This window comes from Roseateles sp. T103 (assembly GCF_057219915.1).
The window spans coordinates 1145602-1169213 of sequence record NZ_JBXVVS010000001.1 but is presented as its reverse complement, the minus strand read 5'-3'; the positions used below and the strand labels follow the sequence as shown (position 1 = coordinate 1169213).

19 protein-coding genes are annotated in these 23612 nt (G+C 66.4%); 15 read left to right on the top strand and 4 right to left on the bottom strand.

Translation table 11 applies throughout. From position 1 onward, the window contains the following. Positions 1-9 precede the first annotated feature (9 nt). The 14 genes from nuoF (at position 10) to AC2EBS_RS04990 (ending at position 17362) form a co-directional block, all read left to right on the top strand. Positions 10-1356 carry an NADH-quinone oxidoreductase subunit NuoF gene (nuoF, locus tag AC2EBS_RS05055; RefSeq protein WP_484727271.1) on the top strand — a complete coding sequence of 449 codons (1347 nt, stop codon included), beginning with the start codon at positions 10-12 and terminating at the stop codon, positions 1354-1356. A gap of 32 nt (positions 1357-1388) precedes the next feature. Then, on the top strand, positions 1389-3716 hold the full coding sequence (gene nuoG, locus AC2EBS_RS05050) for an NADH-quinone oxidoreductase subunit NuoG (RefSeq protein ID WP_484727270.1): 2328 nt from the start codon (positions 1389-1391) through the stop codon (positions 3714-3716). 16 nt (positions 3717-3732) lie between these two features. After that, positions 3733-4830: an NADH-quinone oxidoreductase subunit NuoH gene (nuoH, locus tag AC2EBS_RS05045; protein WP_484727269.1), complete on the top strand. Its 1098-nt coding sequence runs from the start codon at positions 3733-3735 to the stop codon at positions 4828-4830. Between the two features lie 7 nt (positions 4831-4837). Then, a complete protein-coding gene (gene nuoI, locus AC2EBS_RS05040) occupies positions 4838-5320 on the top strand; it encodes an NADH-quinone oxidoreductase subunit NuoI (protein ID WP_484727268.1) in 483 nt (160 codons plus the stop codon). 57 nt (positions 5321-5377) lie between these two features. Next, positions 5378-6022, top strand: coding sequence for an NADH-quinone oxidoreductase subunit J (locus AC2EBS_RS05035; protein ID WP_484727267.1), 645 nt, complete (start codon positions 5378-5380; stop codon positions 6020-6022). A 2-nt stretch (positions 6023-6024) separates the two neighbouring features. Beyond that, positions 6025-6336 (top strand): NADH-quinone oxidoreductase subunit NuoK, encoded by a 312-nt coding sequence (gene nuoK / locus AC2EBS_RS05030; protein WP_484727266.1) that lies wholly within the window; start codon positions 6025-6027, stop codon positions 6334-6336. Positions 6337-6354: 18 nt separating this feature from the next. After that, positions 6355-8400 (top strand): NADH-quinone oxidoreductase subunit L, encoded by a 2046-nt coding sequence (gene nuoL / locus AC2EBS_RS05025; protein WP_484727265.1) that lies wholly within the window; start codon positions 6355-6357, stop codon positions 8398-8400. 18 nt (positions 8401-8418) lie between these two features. Further along, entirely contained in the window at positions 8419-9894 is a 1476-nt protein-coding gene (locus AC2EBS_RS05020) for an NADH-quinone oxidoreductase subunit M (RefSeq protein ID WP_484727264.1), read from the top strand. A gap of 12 nt (positions 9895-9906) precedes the next feature. Beyond that, positions 9907-11385 carry an NADH-quinone oxidoreductase subunit NuoN gene (nuoN, locus tag AC2EBS_RS05015; RefSeq protein ID WP_484727263.1) on the top strand — a complete coding sequence of 493 codons (1479 nt, stop codon included), beginning with the start codon at positions 9907-9909 and terminating at the stop codon, positions 11383-11385. 22 nt (positions 11386-11407) lie between these two features. Beyond that, complete coding sequence (locus tag AC2EBS_RS05010) at positions 11408-11716, top strand: DUF2818 family protein (RefSeq protein ID WP_484727262.1); 309 nt, start codon at positions 11408-11410, stop codon at positions 11714-11716. Further along, on the top strand, positions 11712-12326 hold the full coding sequence (locus AC2EBS_RS05005; RefSeq protein ID WP_484727569.1) for an NUDIX domain-containing protein: 615 nt from the start codon (positions 11712-11714) through the stop codon (positions 12324-12326). The genes AC2EBS_RS05010 and AC2EBS_RS05005 overlap by 5 nt, the downstream gene beginning before the upstream one ends. Positions 12327-12352: 26 nt before the next feature. Beyond that, positions 12353-12823: a DUF1178 family protein gene (locus AC2EBS_RS05000; protein ID WP_484727261.1), complete on the top strand. Its 471-nt coding sequence runs from the start codon at positions 12353-12355 to the stop codon at positions 12821-12823. A gap of 170 nt (positions 12824-12993) precedes the next feature. Beyond that, positions 12994-14142 (top strand): efflux RND transporter periplasmic adaptor subunit, encoded by a 1149-nt coding sequence (locus tag AC2EBS_RS04995; protein ID WP_484727260.1) that lies wholly within the window; start codon positions 12994-12996, stop codon positions 14140-14142. A gap of 1 nt (position 14143) precedes the next feature. Beyond that, positions 14144-17362, top strand: a complete 3219-nt coding sequence (locus AC2EBS_RS04990) for an efflux RND transporter permease subunit (RefSeq protein WP_484727259.1) — start codon at positions 14144-14146, stop codon at positions 17360-17362. Between the two features lies 1 nt (position 17363). Here the strand turns inward: AC2EBS_RS04990 and AC2EBS_RS04985 are convergent, their stop codons facing one another. Both AC2EBS_RS04985 and AC2EBS_RS04980 read right to left on the bottom strand, forming a co-directional pair. Further along, a complete protein-coding gene (locus AC2EBS_RS04985) occupies positions 17364-18773 on the bottom strand; it encodes an FAD-binding oxidoreductase (RefSeq protein ID WP_484727258.1) in 1410 nt (469 codons plus the stop codon). Beyond that, positions 18770-19207: a DUF2069 domain-containing protein gene (locus tag AC2EBS_RS04980; RefSeq protein ID WP_484727257.1), complete on the bottom strand. Its 438-nt coding sequence runs from the start codon at positions 19205-19207 to the stop codon at positions 18770-18772. The genes AC2EBS_RS04985 and AC2EBS_RS04980 overlap by 4 nt, the downstream gene beginning before the upstream one ends. Positions 19208-19248: 41 nt before the next feature. Between AC2EBS_RS04980 and AC2EBS_RS04975 the strand changes: the two genes are divergently transcribed. Beyond that, the gene (locus AC2EBS_RS04975; RefSeq protein ID WP_484727256.1) at positions 19249-20454 is read left to right on the top strand and encodes a YihY family inner membrane protein; all 1206 of its coding nucleotides are present in this window, start codon (positions 19249-19251) and stop codon (positions 20452-20454) included. A gap of 15 nt (positions 20455-20469) precedes the next feature. On the opposite strand, the gene AC2EBS_RS04970 is transcribed toward AC2EBS_RS04975, so the two are convergent. After that, complete coding sequence (locus AC2EBS_RS04970; RefSeq protein WP_484727255.1) at positions 20470-22533, bottom strand: PAS domain-containing sensor histidine kinase; 2064 nt, start codon at positions 22531-22533, stop codon at positions 20470-20472. A 425-nt stretch (positions 22534-22958) separates the two neighbouring features. Further along, a complete protein-coding gene (locus AC2EBS_RS04965; RefSeq protein ID WP_484727254.1) occupies positions 22959-23549 on the bottom strand; it encodes a helix-turn-helix domain-containing protein in 591 nt (196 codons plus the stop codon). Positions 23550-23612 lie beyond the last annotated feature (63 nt).

The following is a 23612-nucleotide window of genomic DNA, read 5'->3' as shown; positions in this document are numbered from 1 at the left end:
GTCACGAGCATGCTGGATCTCTCCAAGTTTCAAGCGACGGGTGACGAGACCTGTTTCCACGATCGCCACATCGGCCCGCAGATCTATGCCGGCCTGAACGGCAAGAACTGGAGCCTGAAGGACTACGAGGCACGCGGCGGCTACGCGGCGCTGCGCAAGATCCTCAAAGGCGAGGGCACGGCCGACGGCGCACCGCTGACCGCCGATCAGGTGATCGCCGAGGTGAAGAACTCCGGCCTGCGCGGCCGTGGCGGTGCAGGCTTTCCGACCGGCCTGAAGTGGAGCTTCATGCCGCGCCAGTTCCCGGGCCAGAAGTACCTGGTGTGCAACTCGGACGAAGGCGAGCCGGGCACCTGCAAGGACCGCGAGATCCTGATGCACAACCCGCACATCGTCATCGAAGGCATGGCGATCGCCGCCTACGCGATGGGTATCACGGTCGGCTACAACTACATCCACGGCGAGATCTTCGAAGCCTACGAGCGCTTCGAGGCCGCGCTGGAAGAGGCCCGTGCCGCCGGCTACCTGGGCGACAACATCATGGGCAGCAATTTCAGCTTCCAGCTGCATGCGCACCATGGCTTCGGCGCCTATATCTGCGGCGAGGAAACCGCGCTGCTCGAATCGCTGGAAGGCAAGAAGGGCCAACCGCGCTTCAAGCCGCCGTTTCCGGCCAGCTTCGGTCTCTACGGCAAGCCCACGACGATCAACAACACCGAGACCTTCGCCGCAGTGCCCTGGATCATCCGCAATGGCGGCCAGGCTTATCTGGAGATTGGTAAGCCCAACAACGGTGGCACGAAGATCTTCTCGGTCTCTGGCGATGTCAACAAGCCCGGCAACTACGAGGTTCCGCTGGGCACGCCGTTTTCCACGCTGCTTGAGCTGGCTGGCGGCGTGCGCACCGGCCGCAAGCTCAAGGCAGTGATCCCGGGCGGCTCGTCTGCTCCGGTACTGCCGGCGGACATCATGATGCAGTGCACGATGGACTATGACTCCATTGCCAAGGCGGGCTCGATGCTGGGCTCGGGTGCGGTGATCGTGATGGATGACTCGCGCGACATGGTGAAGAGCCTGCTGCGACTGTCCTACTTCTATGCCCACGAATCCTGCGGACAGTGCACGCCCTGCCGCGAAGGTACGGGCTGGATGCACCGCGTGATCGAGCGCATTGCCAACGGGCAGGGTCGCCCGGAAGACATCGAGCTGCTGAACTCGGTGGCCGACAACATCCAGGGGCGCACGATCTGCGCTTTAGGTGACGCGGCCGCGATGCCGGTGCGTGCGATGGTCAAGCACTTCAAGCACGAGTTCGTGCACTACATCGAACACAAGAAGGCCCTGGTGGCGGCCTAAGCGTCGGAGCAGGACACAAGCCAGGACAAGCTATGGTTGAAATCGAACTCGACGGCAAGAAGGTAGAGGTTCTCGAGGGCAGCATGGTCATGCATGCTGCCGAGAAGGCCGGTACCTACATCCCGCACTTCTGCTATCACAAGAAGCTCTCCATCGCCGCCAACTGCCGCATGTGCCTGGTGGAAGTGGAGAAGGCGCCCAAGCCGCTGCCGGCCTGCGCCACGCCGGTGACGCAGGGCATGATCGTGCGGACCAAGAGCGAGCGTGCGGTGAAGGCGCAGCAGGGCGTGATGGAGTTCCTGCTCATCAATCACCCGCTGGACTGCCCGATCTGCGATCAGGGCGGCGAGTGCCAGTTGCAGGACCTGGCCGTCGGCTACGGTGCGAGCAAGTCGCGCTACGCCGAAGAAAAGCGCGTGGTCTTCCACAAGAACGTCGGTCCGCTGGTCTCCATGGAGGAGATGAGCCGCTGCATCCACTGCACCCGCTGCGTGCGCTTCGGTCAGGAGATCGCCGGTGTGATGGAGCTGGGCATGGCCCACCGCGGCGAGCACAGCGAGATCCAGACCTTCGTCGGTCGCACCGTCGACTCCGAGCTGTCGGGCAACATGATCGACATCTGTCCGGTCGGCGCGCTGACCAGCAAGCCCTTCCGCTACAGCGCCCGCACCTGGGAGTTGTCGCGCCGCAAGAGCGTCAGCCCGCACGACTCGACCGGTGCGAACCTCGTCGTGCAGGTCAAGAACAACAAGGTGATGCGCGTCGTTCCGCTGGAGAACGAGGCCGTGAACGAATGCTGGATCGCCGACCGCGACCGCTTCTCCTATGAGTCGCTGAACAGCGACGCCCGCCTGACCCAGCCGATGATCAAGCAGGGCGGCCAGTGGAAGCCTGTCGACTGGACGACTGCGCTCGAGTACGTGGCCAACGGGCTGAATCAGATCAAAGCCCAGCATGGTGCCGGTGCGATCGGCGCGCTGGGCTCCGCGCATGCCACCATTGAGGAACTGCACCTGCTGACTCGCCTGGTGCGCGGCCTGGGCAGCCAGAACATCGACCACCGCCTGCGCCATGCCGACTTCGGCAACCGCGCCGCCGCGGGCAAGGCGCAGTGGCTGGGTCGCTCGATCGAGTCGCTGTCCACGCTGGATCGCGCGCTGGTCGTCGGCTCCTTCCTGCGTAAGGATCACCCGCTGTTCGCGCAGCGCCTGCGTCAGGCGGCGCGACATGGTGCAAAGGTTCTCAGCATCAACGCCTCAGCGGAAGACTGGGCCATGCCGGTGGCTGCGCGCATCACTGCCGCGCCGGCTGCCTGGGCCCAGGCCCTGGCCGATGTGGCGGCCGCCGTCGCGGCCTCGACCGGCGCGGCGGCTCCCACGGCCGGTCAGGCCACCGCCGAAGCACAAGCTATCGCGAAGGCGCTGCTGTCAGGCCAGAGCAAAGCCATCCTGCTCGGCAATGCCGCCGCACAGCATCCGCAGGCGGGGGCGCTGCTCGCGCTGGCGAACTGGATCGCCGCGCAGACCGGCGCAAGCGTCGGCTACCTGAGCGAAGCCGCCAATACCGTTGGCGCACAGTTGGTCGACGCGCTGCCGGGGCAGGGCGGTCTGGACGCCGGACGCATGTTGGGCGACGGCGGCCTGAAGGCACTGCTGCTGCTCGATACCGATCCGCTGCTCGACGCCGCCAACCCCGCTGCCGCTGCCAAGTCGCTGGACGCCGCCGAGATGGTCGTCGTGATGAGCGCCTTCAAGGCCGGCATGGACTATGCGGACGTGCTGCTGCCGATCGCGCCGTTCACCGAGACCTCGGGTACCTTCGTCAACGCCGAGGGCCGCGCGCAGAGCTTCGTCGGCGTGGTCAAGGCGCTGGGCGACACTCGTCCTGGCTGGAAGTTGCTGCGTGTGCTGGGCAATCTGCTCGGCCTCGAAGGCTTCGGCTACGAAACCTCCGAGCAGGTGCGCAACGAAGCTCTGGGTGTCGACGCCGATCTGAGCGCACGCCTGAGCAACGAGACGCAGGCTGCCGCTGCTGTGGCGGTCGCGCCGGCCGGACTGCAGCGCCTGAGCCCGGTACCCATCTACGCCGCCGATTCGCTGGTGCGTCGCGCCAGCTCGCTGCAGCTGACGACGGATGCTCGTCGGTCCGCGGTGGCCGGCATTCCGCAGGCGCTGTGGACTCAGCTCGGTCTAAAGGACGGTGACCAGGTCCGCATTGCGCAGGACGGCGCCGGCACTGCCGAACTGCCTGCCGTGCTCGATGCCAGCCTGGCTGCCGACGCGGTGCGCGTGCCGGCCGGCCTGAGCGAAACCGCTGCGCTGGGTGCCATGTTCGGCACGCTGAACGTGAGCAAGGCCTGAGGCGAGGAACCGAATCATGATCGACACCCTCTACCAATCCGGCAGTGCGCTGATGGGCGGTGCCTGGCCCGTTGTCTGGTCGCTGCTGAAGATCGTCGCAGTGCTGGCGCCGCTGATGCTGTGCGTGGCCTACCTGACCTTGTGGGAGCGCAAGGCCATCGGCTGGTCGCAGATCCGTCCGGGTCCGAACCGCGTCGGACCCTATGGTCTGCTGACGCCGATCGCAGACGCGGTCAAGCTGATCTTCAAGGAGATCATCCTGCCCAGCGCCGCCAACCGGGGCCTGTTCTACCTCGGCCCCATCATGACCATCATGCCGGCGCTGGCAGCCTGGGCGGTGATTCCGTTCGGCCCGGATGCCGCAGTGGCCAATGTCAATGCCGGCCTGCTGTTCCTGATGGCGATCACCTCGCTGGAGGTCTACGGCGTGATCATCGCCGGCTGGGCATCCAACTCGAAGTACGCCTTCCTTGGCGCGCTGCGAGCCTCGGCGCAGATGGTGTCTTACGAGATCGCGATGGGCTTCGCGCTGGTCATCGTGCTGATGGTGACCGGCAGCCTGAACATGAGCGACATCGTGCGCTCGCAGGAGCAGGGCATGTTCGCCGACATGGGGCTGAACTTCCTGTCGTGGAACTGGCTCCCGCTGCTGCCAGTGTTCGTCGTGTACTTCATCTCGGGTCTGGCCGAGACGAACCGCCACCCCTTCGACGTGGTCGAGGGTGAGTCCGAGATCGTCGCCGGCCACATGATCGAGTACTCGGGCATGTCCTTCGCGATGTTCTTCCTCGCCGAGTACGCCAACATGATTCTGGTGTCTGCGCTGGCCGTGATCATGTTCCTGGGTGGCTGGAGTGCACCGATCTCCTGGAGCCTGCTGGGCATGGAGACACCGGCCTTCATCGAGGCCACGATGCCGCTGTGGAACTGGGCCTGGCTGTTCGGCAAGACCTTCATCGTCGTGACCCTGTTCCTCTGGGTCCGCTGCACCTTCCCGCGCTTCCGCTACGACCAGATCATGCGTCTGGGTTGGAAGATCTTCATCCCGGTCACCCTGATCTGGCTGGTGGTCGTCGGCCTGTGGATGCAAACGCCGCTGAACATCTGGAAGTAAAGCCGTCATGTTCAAAGACTTCATCAAGAGCTTCATGCTCACCGAGCTGTTCAAGGGCATGGCCCTGACCGGCCGGCATTTCCTGTCGCGCAACATCACGATCGAGTTCCCGGAAGAGAAGACGCCGCTGTCGCCGCGCTTCCGCGGTCTGCACGCATTGCGCCGCTACGAGAACGGCGAAGAGCGCTGCATCGCCTGCAAGCTCTGCGAGGCAGTCTGCCCGGCGATGGCGATCACCATCGAGTCCGATGTGCGGGACGACGGCTCGCGCCGTACGACGCGCTATGACATCGACCTGACCAAGTGCATCTTCTGCGGCTTCTGCGAGGAGAGCTGCCCGGTCGACTCCATCGTGGAGACGGACATCTTCGAGTACCACGGCGAGAAGCGCGGCGATCTGTACTTCACCAAGGAGATGCTGCTGGCCGTCGGCGACCGCTACGAGAAGCAGATCGCTGCCAACAAGGAGGCCGACGCCAAGTACCGCTGACGCGACGACCCGGTCGCATCGACCGGGCTACGCGAAAGCCGTGCCTGCAGGAATCGCATGGACACCACTACCGCGCTCTTCTACTTCTTCTCGGCCGTGCTGCTCGGCGCCTCGTTCCGCGTGATCACCGCGCGCAACACGGTGCAGTCGGCCCTGTTCCTGATCCTGGCCTTCTTCACCGGCTCCTGCCTGTGGATGCTGCTCAAGGTCGAGTTCCTCGCCATTGCCCTGGTGCTGGTCTATATCGGCGCCGTGATGGTGCTGTTCCTCTTTGTCGTGATGATGCTCGACGTCAATTCCGACCGTGTGCGTGAGGGCTTTTGGACCCACCTGCCGCTGGCCGGCTTCGTCGGCGCCCTGATTGCGCTGGAGATGGCCGCGATCCTGATGAGCGGTTTCCGCGTCAGCACCGCGCCCGAGTTGAGTCCGACGGCCGCCAAGCTCGGCAACAGCAAGATGCTGGGCATCGAGATCTACACCCACTACCTGTACCCGCTGCAGATCGCGGCGGTGCTGCTGCTGGTGGGCATCATCGCAGCGATCGCGCTGACCCTGCGTCGACGCAAGGACTCGCGATACCAGGATCCGTCCGAGCAGGTGCGCGTCAAGAAGGAAGACCGGCTGCGCATCGTCAAGGTGGCGCCGACGGTGGAGGCGCCGACTGCGCCGTCCGCTGAGGACAACAGCAAGGGAGCCGCGTGATCATGGCCGGACTGACTCTGGGACATTTCCTCACGCTGGGCGCGATCCTGTTCGCGCTGTCGGTGATCGGCATCTTCTTGAACCGCAAGAACCTGATCGTGCTGCTGATGGCGATCGAGTTGATGCTGCTGGCGGTCAACCTGAACTTCGTCGCCTTCTCGCACTACCTGGGCGACATGGCAGGGCAGGTGTTCGTGTTCTTCATCCTGACCGTCGCTGCCGCCGAGTCGGCGATCGGCCTGGCCATCCTGGTCGTGCTGTTCCGCAACCGCGCCAGCATCAATGTGGAAGAACTGGACGCCTTGAAGGGCTGACGACGAGGCGAACACACCATGTCTGCACAACTTTCTCAGAACATGCTGCTGGCGGTGCCGCTGGCACCCCTGGCCGGAGCCATCGTCGCCGGCCTGTTCGGCCAGCAGATCGGCCGACGCCTGTCGCACTGGGTGACCATCCTGGGCGTGCTGGTGGCCTTCATCATCTCGGCAATGACGCTGAAGTCCGTGGCCGTCGACGGTGCGCGCTTCAACGCCACCATCTACGAGTGGATGGTGCTCGGCGGGCTGAAGATGGAGGTCGGCTTCCTGGTCGACGGCCTCACCGCGATGATGATGTGCGTGGTGACCTTCGTGTCGCTGATGGTGCACATCTACACCATCGGCTACATGGAAGAGGACCCGGGCTACCAGCGCTTCTTCGCCTACATCTCGCTGTTCACCTTCTCGATGTTGATGCTCGTGATGAGCAACAACATGCTGCAGCTGTTCTTCGGCTGGGAGGCCGTGGGTCTGGTGTCCTACCTGCTGATTGGCTTCTGGTACAAGAAGCCGACGGCGATCTTCGCCAATATGAAGGCCTTCCTGGTCAACCGTGTTGGCGACTTCGGCTTCATCCTCGGCATCGGCCTGCTGGTGGCCTACGGCGGTTCGCTGAACTACACCGAAACCTTCGCCAAGGCCGGCGAGCTCTCGCAGATCAAGTTCAACCTGCCGCTGTGGGGCAGCGACTGGATGATGCTGACGGTGGCTTGCATCTGCCTGTTCATCGGCGCGATGGGCAAGAGCGCACAGTTCCCGCTGCATGTCTGGCTGCCGGACTCGATGGAAGGTCCGACACCGATCTCCGCGCTGATCCACGCCGCCACCATGGTGACGGCCGGCATTTTCATGGTGGCCCGCTTCAGCCCGCTGTTCGAGCTGTCGGACACGGCGTTGAACTTCGTGCTGGTGATCGGCGCGATCACCGCGCTGTTCATGGGCTTCCTGGGCATCATCCAGAACGACATCAAGCGCGTCGTCGCCTATTCCACGCTCTCGCAGCTGGGCTACATGACCGTGGCGCTGGGCGCCTCGGCCTACTCTGTGGCGGTGTTCCACCTGATGACGCATGCCTTCTTCAAGGCGCTGCTGTTCCTCGGCGCGGGCTCGGTGATCATGGGCATGCACCACGATCAGGACATCCGCAATATGGGCGGACTTCGCAAGTACATGCCCATCACCTGGATCACCTCCTTGCTGGGCTCGCTGGCCCTGATCGGCACGCCGCTGTTCTCGGGCTTCTATTCGAAGGACTCGATCATCCTCGCGGTTGGCGCCAGCCATCTGCCGGGGGCAGGCTTTGCCTACTTCGCAGTGGTCGCAGGCGTGTTCGTGACCGCCTTCTACTCCTTCCGCATGTACTTCCTGGTCTTCCACGGCAAGGAAAACTTCCACCACAAGCCCTTCCCGGGCGAGCATGACCACCATGGTCATGACGACGAGCACCACGAGCCGCACGAGTCGCCCTGGGTGGTCACGGCGCCGCTGCTGCTGCTGGCCATTCCCTCGGTGGTGATCGGCTTCATGACGATCCAGCCGATGCTGTTCGGCGACTTCTTCAAGGATGCGATCTTCGTCAACACCGATGCGCACCAGGCAATGAAGTACCTGACCGAGCACTTCCATGGCGCCGGCGCGATGGCCCTGCACGGTCTGCAGACGCTGCCGTTCTGGCTGGCGCTGGCTGGCGTGGTGACGGCCTATGTCTTCTACATGGTCGCACCGTCCATTCCCGCCACCTGCGCCCGCGTGCTGCGTCCGCTGATCGTGGTGCTGGAGAACAAGTACTTCATGGACTGGATCAACGAGAACATCCTTGCCCGTGCCGCGCGCCTGATCGGCCTCGGCCTGTGGAAGGGTGGCGACCAGGGCCTGATCGACGGCGCCATCGTCAACGGTTCGGCCCGCGCTGTCGGCGGCATCGCCGCCATCGTGCGTCGCGTGCAGACCGGCCACCTCTACTGGTACGCCCTCGTCATGATCCTGGGCGTCATCGGCCTGATGACCTGGAAGCTCTGGCCTTATATCGGGCCCCAATTCAAGGCCTTGGCGGGTCTGTGATCAGGGCGGAGAACAAGAATGGGATTGCTTAGCCTCGCTATCTGGTTGCCCATCGTCAGTGGCCTCGTGCTGCTGGCCTTCGGGCGCGACAACAACGCGGGTGCCGTGCGCTGGATGGCGCTCGTCGCCGCCATTGCCAGCTTCGCCGTGACGCTGCCGTTGATCAGCGGTTTCGATACCGCGACGGCCGCGATGCAGTTCGTCGAGAAGGCGCCGTGGATCGAGCGCTTCAACGTGAACTACCACCTGGGCGTCGACGGCATCTCGATGTGGTTCGTGCCGCTGACGGCCTTCATCACCGTGATCGTGGTGATCGCCGCCTGGGAAGTCATCGAGGAGCGCGTCAACCAGTACATGGGCGCTTTCCTGATCCTCTCCGGCCTGATGATCGGGGTGTTCGCGGCGCTGGACGGTCTGCTGTTCTACGTCTTCTTCGAGGCCACGCTGATCCCGATGTACATCATCATCGGCGTCTGGGGCGGCCCGCGTCGTGTCTACGCCGCCTTCAAGTTCTTCCTCTACACGCTGGCCGGCTCGCTGCTGATGCTGATCGCGCTGCTCTACCTGTACGTCAAGTCGGGTGGCAGCTTCGACATCCTGACTTGGCACAAGCTGCCGCTGCCCATGTCGGCGCAGACGCTGCTGTTCTTCGCCTTCTTTGCCGCCTTCGCGGTCAAGGTGCCGATGTGGCCGGTGCACACTTGGCTGCCGGATGCCCACGTGGAGGCGCCCACCGGCGGCTCGGTGGTGCTGGCAGCGATCATGCTGAAGCTGGGTGCCTATGGCTTCCTGCGCTTCTCCATGCCCATCGCTCCCGATGCGGCACAGGCCTACGACTGGCTGATCATCGCGATGTCGCTGATCGCGGTGATCTACATCGGCCTGGTCGCACTGGTGCAGCAGGACATGAAGAAGCTGGTCGCCTATTCGTCGATCGCGCACATGGGCTTCGTCACGCTGGGCTTCTTCATCTACAACGAGCTGGGCATGTCCGGCGCGCTGGTGCAGATGATTTCGCACGGCTTCGTCTCCGGTGCGATGTTCCTGTGCATCGGCGTGCTGTATGACCGCGTGCACAGCCGCGAGATCTCGGCCTATGGTGGCGTGGTCAACACCATGCCCAAGTTCGCGGCCTTCGCGCTGCTGTTCTCGATGGCCAACTGCGGCCTGCCCGCCACGGCCGGCTTCGTCGGCGAATGGATGGTGATCCTGGGCGCGGTGCAGTACCACTTCTGGCTCGGCGCGCTGGCCGCCACGGCGCTGATCTTCGGTGCTGCCTACACGCTGTGGATGTACAAGCGCGTCTATTTCGGCGACGTGACCAACGACAATGTGCGTGAACTCAAGGACATCAATGCCCGCGAGTTCACCATGCTGGCCATCCTGGCCGTTGCGGTGATCTGGATGGGCGTCTATCCCAAGCCCTTCACCGATGTGATGCATGCCTCGGTCACCGAGTTGCTCAAGCATGTGGCTGTCAGCAAACTGAACTGAGGGCCCTGAGAGATGAACACCATGAATTGGCCCACGGTTTATCCCGAGATCGTCCTGCTGACCATGGCCTGCGTCGTCGCGCTGGTCGACCTGTGGGTCACTTGTCCGCAACGCAAGCCCACCTATTGGCTGACCCAGCTCACGCTGGTGGTCGTCGGCGCCATGCACCTGCTGGCCTTCAACGAGGGCCAGACCCTGCGCGGCATGCAGGGCATGGTGGTGGCAGACCCGATGGGTCACCTGCTGGGCTTCTTCGCCTGCATCGCCACCTTCGTGACCTTGGTCTATGCGCGTCCCTATGCCGCCGCCCGCGACATGCTCAAGGGCGAGCTGTTCACGCTGAGCCTGTTCACGCTGCTGGGCATCAGCGTGATGCTGCAGGCTTCGAACTTCCTGGTCGTCTATCTCGGCCTCGAAGTGATGAGCCTGTCGCTGTATGCACTGGTGGCACTGCGGCGTGACCATGCCGTGTCGACCGAGGCAGCGATGAAGTACTTCGTGCTCGGCGCACTGGCCAGCGGCTTCCTGCTGTATGGCCTGTCGATGATGTACGGCGCGACCGGCACACTGTCCATCCCCGAGGTGCTCAAGGTCATCGGCAGCGGCGAGCCCAACAAGTCGGTGCTCGTCTTCGGCGTGGTCTTCATCGTCGCCGGTCTGGCTTTCAAGCTGGGCGCCGCGCCATTCCACATGTGGGTGCCCGACGTCTACCAAGGCGCGCCGACGCCGGTGACGCTGCTGATCGGTGCTGCTCCCAAGCTGGCCGCGTTCGCGATCACGATGCGCCTGCTCGTCGAGGGCCTGTTCCACCTGGCGGTGGACTGGCAGCAGATGCTGCTGGTGCTCGCGGTGGTTTCGCTGGTCGTCGGCAACCTCGCCGCCATCGCGCAGACCAATCTCAAGCGCATGCTCGCCTACTCGACCATCGCGCAGATGGGCTTCATGCTGCTGGCCATGGCCGCCGGCGTGATCGGCGGCAGTTCGGCGCCTGCCACCAATGCCTACAGCTCGGCCATGTTCTATGCGGTGGTCTACGTGATGACCACCCTGGGCAGCTTCGGCATCATCCTGCTGCTCTCGCGGCCCGGCCATGAAGCCGAGGAACTGGCTGATCTGGCCGGCCTGGCCAAGCGCAGTCCCTGGTATGCGCTGGTGATGACCATGCTGATGCTGTCTCTGGCCGGCATCCCGCCGACCGCCGGCTTCTACGCCAAGCTGTCGGTGCTGCAGGCCCTGGTCGCCACCGGCCACGACCTCTACATCTACCTGGCCGTGCTGGCAGTGGTCATGTCGCTGATCGGCGCCTTCTACTACCTGCGTGTCATCAAGACCATGTTCTTCGATGCGCCGCAGGACACCGAAGCCCTCCAGGCGCCGGCCGATATGCGTGCGGTGCTGTCGATCAACGGCCTGGCGGTGCTGCTCTTTGGCCTGCTGCCCGGCGGCCTGATGGCCATGTGCGCCCAGGCCATCAAGGCCCTGGGCCAGTGACACCGAGTAGGGGATCAGGCGAATGACACAGTCTTCCGCAGTCTGGCTGGTGCTGCTGCTGATGCTGGTGGCGGCCAATCTGCCTTACCTCAGCGAGCGCTTGCTGCTGATCGGGCCCCGCCTGAAGCCCAAGAACTTCGGCTGGCGTCTGCTTGAGCTGACGCTGCTGGCCGTGCTCAGCGTGGGCGCCGGCAAGCTGCTCGAGGCCCATCTGGGCCAGCGCCAGCCGCAAGGCTGGGAGTTCTACGTCGCGGTGCTGTGCCTTTACATCACGCTGGGTTTCCCCGGCTTCGTGTGGCGCTATCTGAGGCGCAATCGCGGTGACGATTGAGCCGGTCGCCGGCCAGGACCCCGAGGAACTGGCCCGGCTTCAGGAACGGGGCCTGAGCTCCACCCAGGTCTATCGCGGGCACTTCCTGGATGTGCGTCGCGACTTGGTGCGCTTGCCCGATGGCAGCGAAGCTGGGCGCGAGTACATCGTCCATCCCGGCGCGGTGATGATCGTGCCCGTGCTCGATGACGGACGCCTGCTGCTCGAGCGCCAGTACCGCTATCCGATGGGGCGGGTGATGCTGGAGTTCCCGGCCGGCAAGCTCGATGCGCAGGAGGAGCCGCTGGCCTGCGCACAGCGCGAACTCGCCGAGGAGACCGGCTACACGGCGCGCGAATGGGCCCATGCCGGTGTCCTGCACAACGCCATCGCGTACTCGGACGAGCGCATCGAGATCTTCTTCGCGCGTGGGCTGCAGCCTGGAAAGCGGCGCCTGGACGAGGGTGAATTCCTCGACCTGGTGACGCACAGCACCGAGGAGCTGGAGGCACTGGCAGCGTCCGGTGCGCTCACCGATGCCAAGACGCTGATCGGACTGCTGTGGCTTTCGCGCTGGCAGTCTGGGCACTGGCCGCTGGCCTGGCACAAGACCGATGCGCGACAGGGCTGAAGCCCTGGCCCTATGATGCCGCCACCATGCTGGTGCTCAACCTTTCCTGCGCCGACGGGCATCTTTTCGAAGGCTGGTTCGGCTCGGCGCACGACTATGAAGCGCAGCGCGAGCGCCGCCTGCTGAGCTGCCCTGTCTGCGGCCAGCACGAGGTCAAGCGACTGCCGTCTGCGCCGCGCCTGAATGTCTCGGGTCTGCGCGAGAGCGGCGTCGCCGCTGCGCCGCCGGCCGAGCCGCCGGCAAGCCCCGAGGCCGTGCAACAGCAACTGATGCATCAGCTGCAGCGCAAGGCGCTGCAGGCGATGCGCGACGCGCTGGCCAACACCGAGGATGTGGGCGATCGTTTCGCCGAGGAGGCGCGTCGCATCCACTACGGCGAGGCTGAGGAGCGCGGCATCCGCGGACGAGCCAGTACCGAAGAAGCGCGCGCCCTGGTCGAGGAGGGCATCGAAGTGCTCGCACTGCCCGAGCTGCCCGCAGGCGGCAAGCTGCAATAGCGCGGCGGCTGGCGGCCGACCGGGACGCCGGTGCAGGCTGCAACTCATCCCCTTGATCCGTCACTGATCGCCACTGCCGACACTTCGTCGCAAGAGGGATGTCCGCGCCTGGGCGTCGGTGGCAACATCCGCGCCTCGCACACAAACGATTGCCCCGGGGAGTCCCTTCGATGAACTTGCGCCCACGTCTGCTGATCCTGCTTGCACTCACCGGCACGCTTGCTGCCTGCGGCAAGTCACCGGGCGGCGCTGCTGCGACTGGCGGTGCCGCCACAGCCCAGGCGCAAGCGCTGTTGCTGGCGCCAGAGGATGTGCAGACCCTGGGCAAGGCCGAGTTCACCAGCGGTCCGGTCATCACGGGCTCCATCCAGCCCGAGAAGCGTGCCGATCTGCGTGCCGAAGTGCAGGCGGTGGTGCTGCAGGTCTACAAGGAAAACGGTGAGCGGGTGAAGCGCGGCGACTTGCTGGTGCGTCTGGATGACAGCGCGCTGCGCGAGAGCCTGTCCTCGGCCGAGCAGGGGGAGCGCGCAGCCAACCAGAGCTTCGAGCAGGCCGAGCGCCAATTCCAGCGCATGAGGACGCTGCAGGCCCAGGGCATGAGCTCGATGCAGGCGATGGAGGATGCCGAGATCCGTCGCAACAACGCGCAAAGCGAGCTGGTCGCGGCGCGCGCCCGCGTCGCCACCGCCCGCCAGCAGCTGCAGCGTACCGAGACGCGTGCACCTTTCGACGGCGTCGTCGCCGACCGCAAGGTCTCGCCCGGCGACACCGCGCAGATCGGCAAGGAGCTGGTCAAGGTGATCGATCCGAGCAGCATGCGTTTCGAAGGCCTGGTCTCGGCAGACCGCATGGCCGAGCTCAAGCCCGGCCAGACGGTGTTCTTCAAGGTCAACGGCTATCCGCAGACCGACTTCCAGGGCACGGTCAAGCGCATTGCCGCAGCCGCCAATGTCCAGACCCGCCAGGTCGAGGTGCTGGTGTCCTTTGCCGGCGCACAGCAGCCTGGCGTCGCCGGGCTGTATGCCGAAGGTCGCGTGCTCAGCCAGAGCAGTAGCGCCCTGATGCTGCCGGACCGCGCGATCCAGCGCGAAGGCGACCTCAGCTTCGTCTGGCGCGTGCAGGACGGCAAGCTGGCCAAGGTGCCCGTCAAGCTCGGCGAGCGCGATCAGCGTCAGGGCTTGAATCTGGTGCTCTCCGGCGTGGCTCCAGGCGACATGGTGCTGCGCCATGCCAACCGCACGCTCAGCGATGGCCGTGCCGTGCAGTGGGCGGCCAAGACCGCCGGCACGGCTGCGTCCGTGGTCGCAAAGGAGCGCTGAGATGTTCCTCTCCAACTTCAGCGTCAAGAAGCCGATCGCGACGATCGTGCTGATCGTCGCGCTGATGGCGATGGGTCTGCTGGCCCTCACCAAGCTGCGCGTCAACCAGATTCCCGATGTCGAGCAGCCGGTGCTGGTGGTGGCCATTGCCTATCCTGGCGCCTCGCCCGAGACCGCCGAGCGGGAGATCATCAACCGCATCGAGAAGTCGCTGCAGAGCATCTCCGGCGTCAGCGAGGTGCGTGCCACCGCCAGCGACGGCAGCGCCCAGCTGGTGCTGATCTTCAACTTCGACAAGAACATGATCGAGGCGGCCGACGAGGTGCGCAACGCGATCGCCGCGGTGCGCCACAAGCTGCCGCTGGAGATGCGCGAGCCAGTGCTGCAGCGCATCGACCCGGCCGCCCAGCCCATCATGCAGCTGGCGCTGTCCTCGACGACGCTGAGCCATGCGGAGATCTCGCGCCTGGCCGAAGACCAGCTGGCTGACAAATTCCGTGCCGTGCGCGGCGTCGCCACCGTCAATGTCAATGGCGCGCTCAGCCGCGAGCTCTCGGTGCTGCTGCATGCGCAGAAGCTGCGCGAGTTCAATGTCTCGGTCACCGAGGTGGTGTCCGCGTTGCGCAGCCAGAACACCACCGCGCCGGTCGGCAAGGTGCGCGGCGATCTGCAGGACCAGAGCATCCGGCTGCTGGGTCGCATCGAGTCGCCGGCCGAGTTCGCGCAGATCGTTGTCAAGCGCAGCGGCGAGCAGCTGGTGCGCCTGGGCCAGGTGGCGACCATCCAGGATGGCTTCGGCGAGCGTCAAAGCCTGAGCCTGCGCAACGGCCATCCCAACGTCGGTCTCTCGGTCACTCGCTCGCGCGATGCCTCCACCGTGTCGGTCGCCAAGGAAATCCGCCAGCTCACCGAGCAGATCGCCAAGACCCTGCCGCCCGGCACCACACTGGAGGTGACGCAGGACGGCGGCAAGGACGCGCAGAACAGTCTGGACAACGTGGTGCATGCGCTGGTCTTCGGCGCCGGTCTCACCATCGCCGTGGTCTACGTGTTCCTGAACTCCTGGCGCTCGACGCTGATCACTGCCTTGTCGCTGCCGACCTCGGTGGTGGCCTCCTTCATTGCCGTCTGGGCCTGCGGATTCACGCTGAACTTCATGAGCCTGCTGGGCCTGTCGCTGGCGATCGGCGTGCTGATCGACGATGCCATCGTGGTGCGCGAGAACATCGTGCGGCATATGGAGCGCGGCGCCGACCGCTTCACCGCGGCGCTGCAGGGCACGGCCGAAATCGGACTGGCGGTGGCGGCTACCACTTTTTCCATCGTGGCTGTCTTCGTGCCGGTGGCCTTCATGCCGGGCGTGTCGGGCGAATGGTTCCGGCCCTTCGGCCTGACCGTCGTCGCCTCGGTGCTGGTGAGCCTGCTGATCAGCTTCACGCTTGACCCCATGCTGTCGGCCTACTGGGGCGATCCGCCAGGACATCATGCGGCGCCCAAGAAGGGCCTGTCGCGGCTGCTGCAGCGTTTCAACGACTGGTTCGACCACCAGGCCGACCGCTACGGCCGCGTCATCGCCTGGGCGCTGCATCACCGGCGCTGGATGGCCTTCTTCGCGGTGGCCAGCTTCGTCGCGGCGATTGCGCTGCAGGCCAAGTTCGGCGGCTCCAGCTTCCTGCCCTCGTCGGACTTCGGCACCATCGCGGTCGAGGTGCGCACGCCGGCCAGCTCCAACCTCGAGTACGCCAAGCTGAAGATGGAGGCCGCAGCCTCGCTGGCGCGCGAGATTCCCGAGGTGAAGGCGACCAACAGCAATGTCAACGTCAGCGGCGGCCGCATCTATGTGGACCTGGGCAAGAGCACCGAGCGCCAGCGCAGCGCCGCCGAGATCGCGCAAGACCTGCGCCAACGCATCTCGCGCCTGGTCGGTGCCGAGTACGTGGTGCTGGAAGACCTGAACAACGGCGCGCAGAAGCCGGTGCAGATCCGCTTCTCCGGCACCGACTCGCGCAAGCTGATGGAGATCGCCAACGAGTTCATGGCCAAGCTGCGCCAGGTGCCGGGCGCGGTAGACGTCGGCCTGTCGGAGCAGGATCCGCAGGACGAGCTGCAGATCGAGCTCAACCGCGGACTGGCCAATGCGCTGGGCATCTCGGTGGGCGATGCCGCGACGGCGCTGCGCGTGGCCTTCGCCGGCGTGGAGGTCGGTGACTGGGTCGATCCCAGCGGCGAGACCCGCGACGTGGCAGTGCGCCTGCATCCCAGCGACCGCGTCGATGCCAGCACCATCGAGCGCCTGCCCATCACCGTGGCCGGCAGCGGCACGATGGTGCCGCTGGAGCAGATCGCCAGCGTGACCATGGGCAAGGGCCCGGCCAAGATCCAGCACGCCAACGGCAAGCGCATGATCGCGGTGTCGGCCAATGCGCAGGGGCGCTCGCCCGGCGAGGTCACGGCCGACGCGATGAAGCTGGCCAAGGCGATGAGCTTCCCGCCCGGCTACGGCATCGAGCTGGCCGGCTCGTCCAAGGACCAGCAGGAAGTCTTCAGCGCGATGGCGGTGGCCCTGATCTCCGGCATCGGCCTGATGTACCTGATCCTGGTGATGCAGTTCGGCAGCTTCACCGCGCCGCTGGGCGTGATGCTGTCGCAGCCGCTGTCGCTGATCGGCGTGGTGGTCGCGCTGCTGCTGACCAAGGGCACGCTCAACCTGATGAGCTTCATCGGCATCATCATGCTGGCCGGCCTGGTGGCGAAGAACGCGATCCTGCTGCTCGACGCCGCGCGCGCCGAAGAGGCTGCGGGCGTGCCGCGCGAGGAGGCGCTGATGCATGCCGGGCGCAAGCGCTTCCGCCCGATCATGATGACCACCTTCGCGCTGATCGCCGGCATGCTGCCGGTGGCCATAGGCGTGGGCGAGGGCGGCGAGTTCTACCGGCCCATGGCCGTGGCCATCATCGGCGGCACCATCACCTCGACGGTGCTCACCCTGCTGATGGTGCCCAGCTTCTACGACAGCATCGAGAACGCCAAGGACCGCATGTTCGCCAAGTTCGGCCGCCGCGCCGAACGCTGGAATGTCGGCTTCGCCGCGGTGCTGACCGGCGTCGAGGCGCTGCTGGCCCTGCTGGGCATCCGCATGCTGTGGCGCGGTCTGGCGTGGCTGGCCGGCCTGATGCGCGGCCGCCGCGGCGGTCGCGCCCAGGCTCTGGGGGCTGACTGACTTAGATCAGGCGGCCGGGATTGAGCCGGTTGTGCGGGTCCAGCGCGCGCTTGATCGCGCGCATCAGACCTAGCGCCACCGGGCTCTTGCGCTCGGCCAGCTCCTCGCGCTTGAGTTGGCCCACGCCATGCTCGGCCGAGATCGAGCCACCGTTGGCGACCACCGCGTCGAACACGATGCGGTTGATCGCGCCCTCGTGCTCGCGCAGGAAGGCCGCAGCATCCTGGCCTTCCGGCGCCTGCACGTTGTAGTGCAGATTGCCATCGCCCAGGTGGCCGAAGTCGACCATGCGTATGCCGGGGTAGGCGGCGGCCAGCGCGGCGTCGGTCGCGGCGACGAAGCCGGCAATGCGCGAGATCGGCAGCGCGATGTCGTGCTTGATGTTCAGGCCTTCCTCGGCCTGGGCCAGCGGGATGGACTCGCGCAAGTGCCACATCGCGTGCGATTGCTCCAGCGTCTCGGCGACGGCCGCATCGGCAATCAGGCCCTGTTCCAGCGCGGTCTCCAGCAGGCCTTCGAACAGCGCGCGGGCATGGGCCTCGCTTTCGGTGTCCGAGACCTCCAGCAGCACCGTCCAGGGGCAGGGCGGCAGCGGCTGGCGCAGCTGGGCGAAATGCTTGCGCACCAGGTCCAGCGAGAAGCGGTTCATCACCTCGAATCCGGTCAGGCCGGACCCGGCGCGGGTCTGCGCCAGACCCAGCAGCTGCACGGCGGCCTCCATGCTGTCGCAGGCGGCCAGCGCGGTCATGCGCGCGGCAGGCTGTGGGTAGAGCTTCAGCGTGGCGGCGGTGATCACGCCCAGCGTGCCTTCGCTGCCGATGAAGAGGTTGCGCAGGTCGTAGCCGGTGTTGTCCTTGCGCAGGCCGCTCAGACCGTCCAGCACCTCGCCGTCGGCGGTCACCACCTCCAGGCCCAGGCAGAGCTCGCGCGCATTGCCGTAGCGCAGCACCGCAGTGCCGCCGGCGTTGGTGGCCAGGTTGCCGCCTATGGTGGCGCTGCCTTCTGCCGCCAGGCTGAGCGGAAACAGCAGGCCCTGTGCAGCAGCGGCTTCCTGCACCGCCTGCAGCACACAGCCCGCTTCCACCGTCATCGTCAGGTTGGCGGCGTCGATCTCGCGCACCTTTTGCAGACGCTGCAGGCTGAGCAGCAGCTGCGTGCCGGAGGCATCCGGCACGCCACCGCCGACGAGGCCGGTATTGCCGCCTTGCGGCACCACGCTGACGCTATGCCGGGCGGCGATGCGCAGCACCTGCGCGACCTCGGCCGTGCTGCCCGGGCGCAGCACGGCCAGGGCCTTGCCGCGGTAGCGGCGGCGCCAGTCGAGTTCATAGGCGGACAGGTCGCCGTCGCACAGCACATGGCTGGCGCCCAGCGCCGTGCGCAGTTCATCCAGCAGTGGTGCGCTGTTCATCGCTGCGCCTCCTCGCCGGGCTGCCCGGCCCGGGCGGCCTTGGCGGCAGCGAGGCGCAGCCGGATATGCCAGGCACAGGCGCCGAAGACCACCGTGCCCAGCACGATTTCCAGTCCGGCCAGCGCAGTGTTCAAGGGGTCGGCGCCGACGATGCGCAGTGCGCCCTCAGTGATGTAGAGCCAGACCAGCAGGCTGAGCCAGCGAAAGGTGTAGAGCCGGTAGCGCCACAGGCCGGGCAGGGCCAGCGCCAGCGGCAGCGCCTTGATCGCCAGCGTGCCGCGGCCGGTGGGCGCCAGCCACAGCTCCCAGGCCAGGCACAGCAGAACCAGCGCCAGCAGCGCTCCGAATGCGAGCTGGCGTGAGGCGATCTCTCGGGCGCTGGGTTGGGTGCGCGACGAGGCGGGAGGGGAAATCTCGACAGGGGAGGCAGACATGGCTGGCATCATAGCCAGCCATGTCACCGTCCCTGACCCGCATGCGCCGCTGGATCGGCGTTGAAATCATCGGCGCTCTGCTGCGCTGGCCCTGGCTGCAGAGCGTGCACCTGCTGCGTCAGCGCTTCCGCGAGGAGCGCCTGGGCCTGACCGCCGGCAGCCTGACCTTCACCACGCTGATCTCGCTGGTGCCGCTGTTGACGGTGATGCTGGCGCTGTTCACCGCCTTTCCGATGTTCTCGTCCTTCCAGGCTGCGCTGCAGAAGTACTTCCTGCAGAGCCTGATTCCGGACAGCATCGCCAAGCCGGTGCTGGGGGCGCTGACGCAGTTCGCCGCCAAGGCCAACCGTCTCGGCCTCGCGGGCCTGATCGCCCTCGTTGCCACGGCGCTGGCGGTGATGCTGACCGTCGATCGCACGCTGAACCAGATCTGGCATGTGCAGCGCCCCCGACCCCTCGCGCAGCGCGTGCTGGTCTATTGGGCGGCGCTCACGCTGGGGCCGCTGCTGCTGGGTGCCAGTCTGGCCCTGACGAGCCTGGCGCTGTCGGCGGGCCAGGGCTGGATCAGGACCATGCCGGGTGGGCTGAGCAGCCTGTTGACCGCCCTGGAGCTCGGCATGCTGACGCTGGCGGTGGCGGGTCTGTTCCGCTACGTGCCGAACACCCATGTGCGCTGGCGGCATGCCTTGCTGGGCGGTCTGTTCGTGGCTGTGGGCTTCAACATCGCCAAGTCGCTGCTGGCCTGGTACCTGAAGCTGGTGCCGACCTATTCGACGATGTACGGCGCATTCGCGGCGCTGCCGATCTTCCTGATCTGGCTGTACCTGGGCTGGGCCATCGTGTTGCTGGGTGCGCTGCTGGCGGCCAATGCGCCGGCACTGGCCAGCCGTCTGCCCTATCGGCCGCCGGCACCGGGCTTGACGCTGGAGCTGGCGCTGGAGGTGCTGCGCGAACTGTGGCGTGGCCACCTCCGCGGCGACTGCGGCATGCCGGCGCTGACGCTGGCGCAGCGCCTTCGCATCGATCCGCTGCAGCTGGAGCCGGTGATCGACGAATTGCTGCGCCTGGATCTGGTCGGCCGGCTGGAAGAAGAGGGCGCGCAGCGCCTGGTGCTGATGCGCGCGCCCGAGCAGACGCCGGCGGCGCCGCTGCTCGATGCGCTGCTGGCGCCGCGCACGGCGAGCCTGCAGGGCCTGTGGGGGCGCAGCGATTGGGAGCGCGTCTCGCTGGCTGAGCTGATCGGCTAGCGAGCGTCGCGCCCGTCAGTCCCTGATGGGGCTGTTCCTTGGCTGGGGCGCGTCGATGGGCAGCTCGATGCAGACCTGGGTGCCCAGGCCTGGTGTGCTGTCCAGCCGCACCGTGCCGCCGAGCAACTCGGTGACCAGCGAGTAGACGATGTGCAGGCCCAGGCCCGAACCGCCACGGCCCAGCTTGGTGGTGAAGAAGGGATCGAAGACGCGGGCCATGTGCTCGGGCGCGATGCCGCAGCCGTCGTCGCGGACCTCGATGCGCACGCGCTGCTGCGGCAGGGCGGAGGCGCGTATCGTCACATGGCGCTCGCTGCACCCTTCGAAGGCATGCGCGACCGCATTGTTGACCAGGTTGATCAGCACCTGGATCAAGGGCCCCGGATAGCTGTCCATGCGCAGCCCGGGTTCGGCCACCTCGGTCAGCTCGACCTGGCTGCGGCGCAGCGTCGGCGTCAAGGTGAGACGCAGCTCGTGCAGGATCTCGCCCAGCTCGAAGCTGCGGCGTTGGTAGCTCGATTGATCGACGGCCACCTGCTTGAAGCTGTGCAGCAGTTCGGCGGCTCGATGGAGATTGCGCGCCAGCACGTCGGTGGCTTCAGCCTGGTCGTCAAGGTAGCTTTGCAGGTCCGAACGACGCAGCCCGCTGCGCACCAGGCCATTGAACTGCAGGAGGCGGTCGCGCATCGTGCTGGCCATCATCACGGCGTTGCCGATCGGCGTGTTGAGCTCGTGGGCGACGCCGGCCACCAGTGAGCCGAGTCCGGCGAGCTTTTCTGCGCGCACCAGCTCTGTCTGCGTGTCACGCAGCGTGCGCAAGGCGTCGCTGAGCTCCTGGGTGCGCTCGGCGACCCGGCTTTCCAGACTGAGGTTGAGCGCCTGCAACTGGCCCTGGGCCGCGCGCTGCTCGGTGACGTCGTGACAGGCCGTCATCAGATTGCCGCCGATCAGCGCACCGCCGACCAGCAGCTGGCGCGTCTCGCCATTCTTGCAGCGCACCGTGAACTCGGTGGGTGTGAGCTCGCCGCCTTCGCGCGAAATGCGCTCGATGTCCTCGCTCCACACCTTCATCGCCTTGTCCCGCTCGGCCGGGTCCGAGTAGGCCATGCGCCACCAGTCCTCGATATGCGGCAGCTCTCCAGGGCTGTAACCGAGCAGCTGCGACCAGGCGCGGTTGAACGCGATCCCACGGCCATCCAGACCGACCAGCACCAGCGCCACTGGCGCCAGCTCAAACAGCTGCCGGAAGCGCTGTTCGCTGTCCTGCACCGCCTGGGCAGCCTGCAAGGCCTCGGTGATATCGCGCAGCACGGCGACGCAGCGCTGGCGGGTTGGCTGCCCCTCTTGTACCTCTACAGCTGGGACCGGACTGAGGGCGACCTCGGCGATGAAGCTGCTGCCATCAGCGCGCAGATGTCGCCAGCGGAAGCGCTGCGGCTGGCCCGCCAGCGTGTCGGCGAGAAGCCGCAACGCCCGCTCCGTCGAGCTGCTGCCGTCCTCTTGTGTCGGCGGCGACAGCTCGGCCGGACTCTTGCCCAGCAAGGCTTCGCGGCTCAGTCCGAACATGCGCTCGGCGGCGGGGTTGCATTCGACCAGGCGACCGTCTTCGATCATCAGCATGGTGTCGTTGGCACTGCGCACCATGGCGACCATTTCCAGCAACTGCTGCTCGGCAGCCAGACGCTCGGCCTCGAGCCGGCGCCGCTCTGTCATGTCCAGGTAGCTGGTCAGCAGCACGCGGCGACCGGAGCGTTCGATGGCGCGGCCGGAGACGATGGCGAGGCATTCGCTGCCGTCCACACGGCGCAGGCTGGCTTCGACCGTCTTCACCGCGTCATCGCGCGACAGGCTGAGCACGAAGTCGCGGCGCTGTGCCTCGTCGGGCCAGAAACCGAAGCTGGGGCTGCGCTGGCCGTGGACCTGCAGGCGATCGAAGCCGAAGACTTCGTACCAGCTGCGGTTCCAGTAGCTGCCCTCGGGCAGGCCGTCGCTGCCCAGCGGCGAGTAGGACATGGGGATCGGCGCGCTGTCGAAGAGCAGCTCGAAGTTCTGTTCGCTCTGCAGCAAGGCTTCCTGCATCGCTTCGATGCGACTGATGTCCGGCGGCGCTGCGCTTGGCTGCGAGGCGGCAGGGGCCGGTTCAGCGGGGTGGGCGTCCTTGCCGGAGCGCGGGGCAGGCGGGGCAGCCTCAGTCTGCTGGGCCTGCGTCGCGCGGTGCAAGAGGTAGGCGCCAAGCAGGCAGCCGCACGCCAGACCGGCCATGGCAGCCGATAGCAAGGGGGCGGCCGGGCGCCAGAACGCCGTCAGCAGGGCCACCATGCTTGCGCAGGCCGCACTGGCGCGCAGTGCAGTCAGGTAGCGGGCGGCCTCGGGCCGCTGAGCGGGGGCAGGCGCTGCTGCTTCGGTCTCGCTTGGCATGTGTCGCATGGGCCAAGGCGGTCCCGACGGGCTCGCCTCTGGCCAATATAGCGGCGCGGCGAGTCGGCAGGAAGCTAGCGCTTTCGCTAGGCGTGAATCACCACCAGCATCGCCGTCGCCGCCTTCTTGCCTCGGTTGCGGATCGCATGCGGCCCATCCACCGCGTAGCGCGCAGTCTCGCCGGCATGGATCTCTTCCTCGCGCCCGCCTGCCTCCACATGCAGGCTGCCGGCCAACACGCTCAGATGCTCGCGCGAGCCTGGCTCGTGCGGCGCCGATTCCAGCGCGCCGCCCGGCTTGACGGTCAATTCGTACCACTCGAACTGACCGGCCATCTCGATGGGGCCGAGGATGCGCAGCTGGCACAGGCCGTCCGGGCTGGCCAGGCCCGGCGTCGCGTGCGCCGCGACCTTCTCGATCGCCGGCGCCACCGGACGCGCGCCGTCGAGCAGCTCTGCCAGCTCGACGCGCAGCGCATTGGCCAGCCGCCAGACCACCGCCACCGTCGGGTTGGCCTGGTTGCGCTCGATCTGCGACAGCATGGACTTGGACACGCCGGCGCGACGCGACAGCTCGTCCAGCGACAGGCCCTGGCTCTGGCGCAGCTGCTGCAGCGTGGCGCCGACGCGCGGCGGCTCCAGCGAATCCGTGCTGGCGGCTGGGGTGTTCTTGGCCATGGCTTGACCGCTCCGGTTGAATTCTGGATACTGCACACGAGTTCGATATAGCGAACTGTGTTC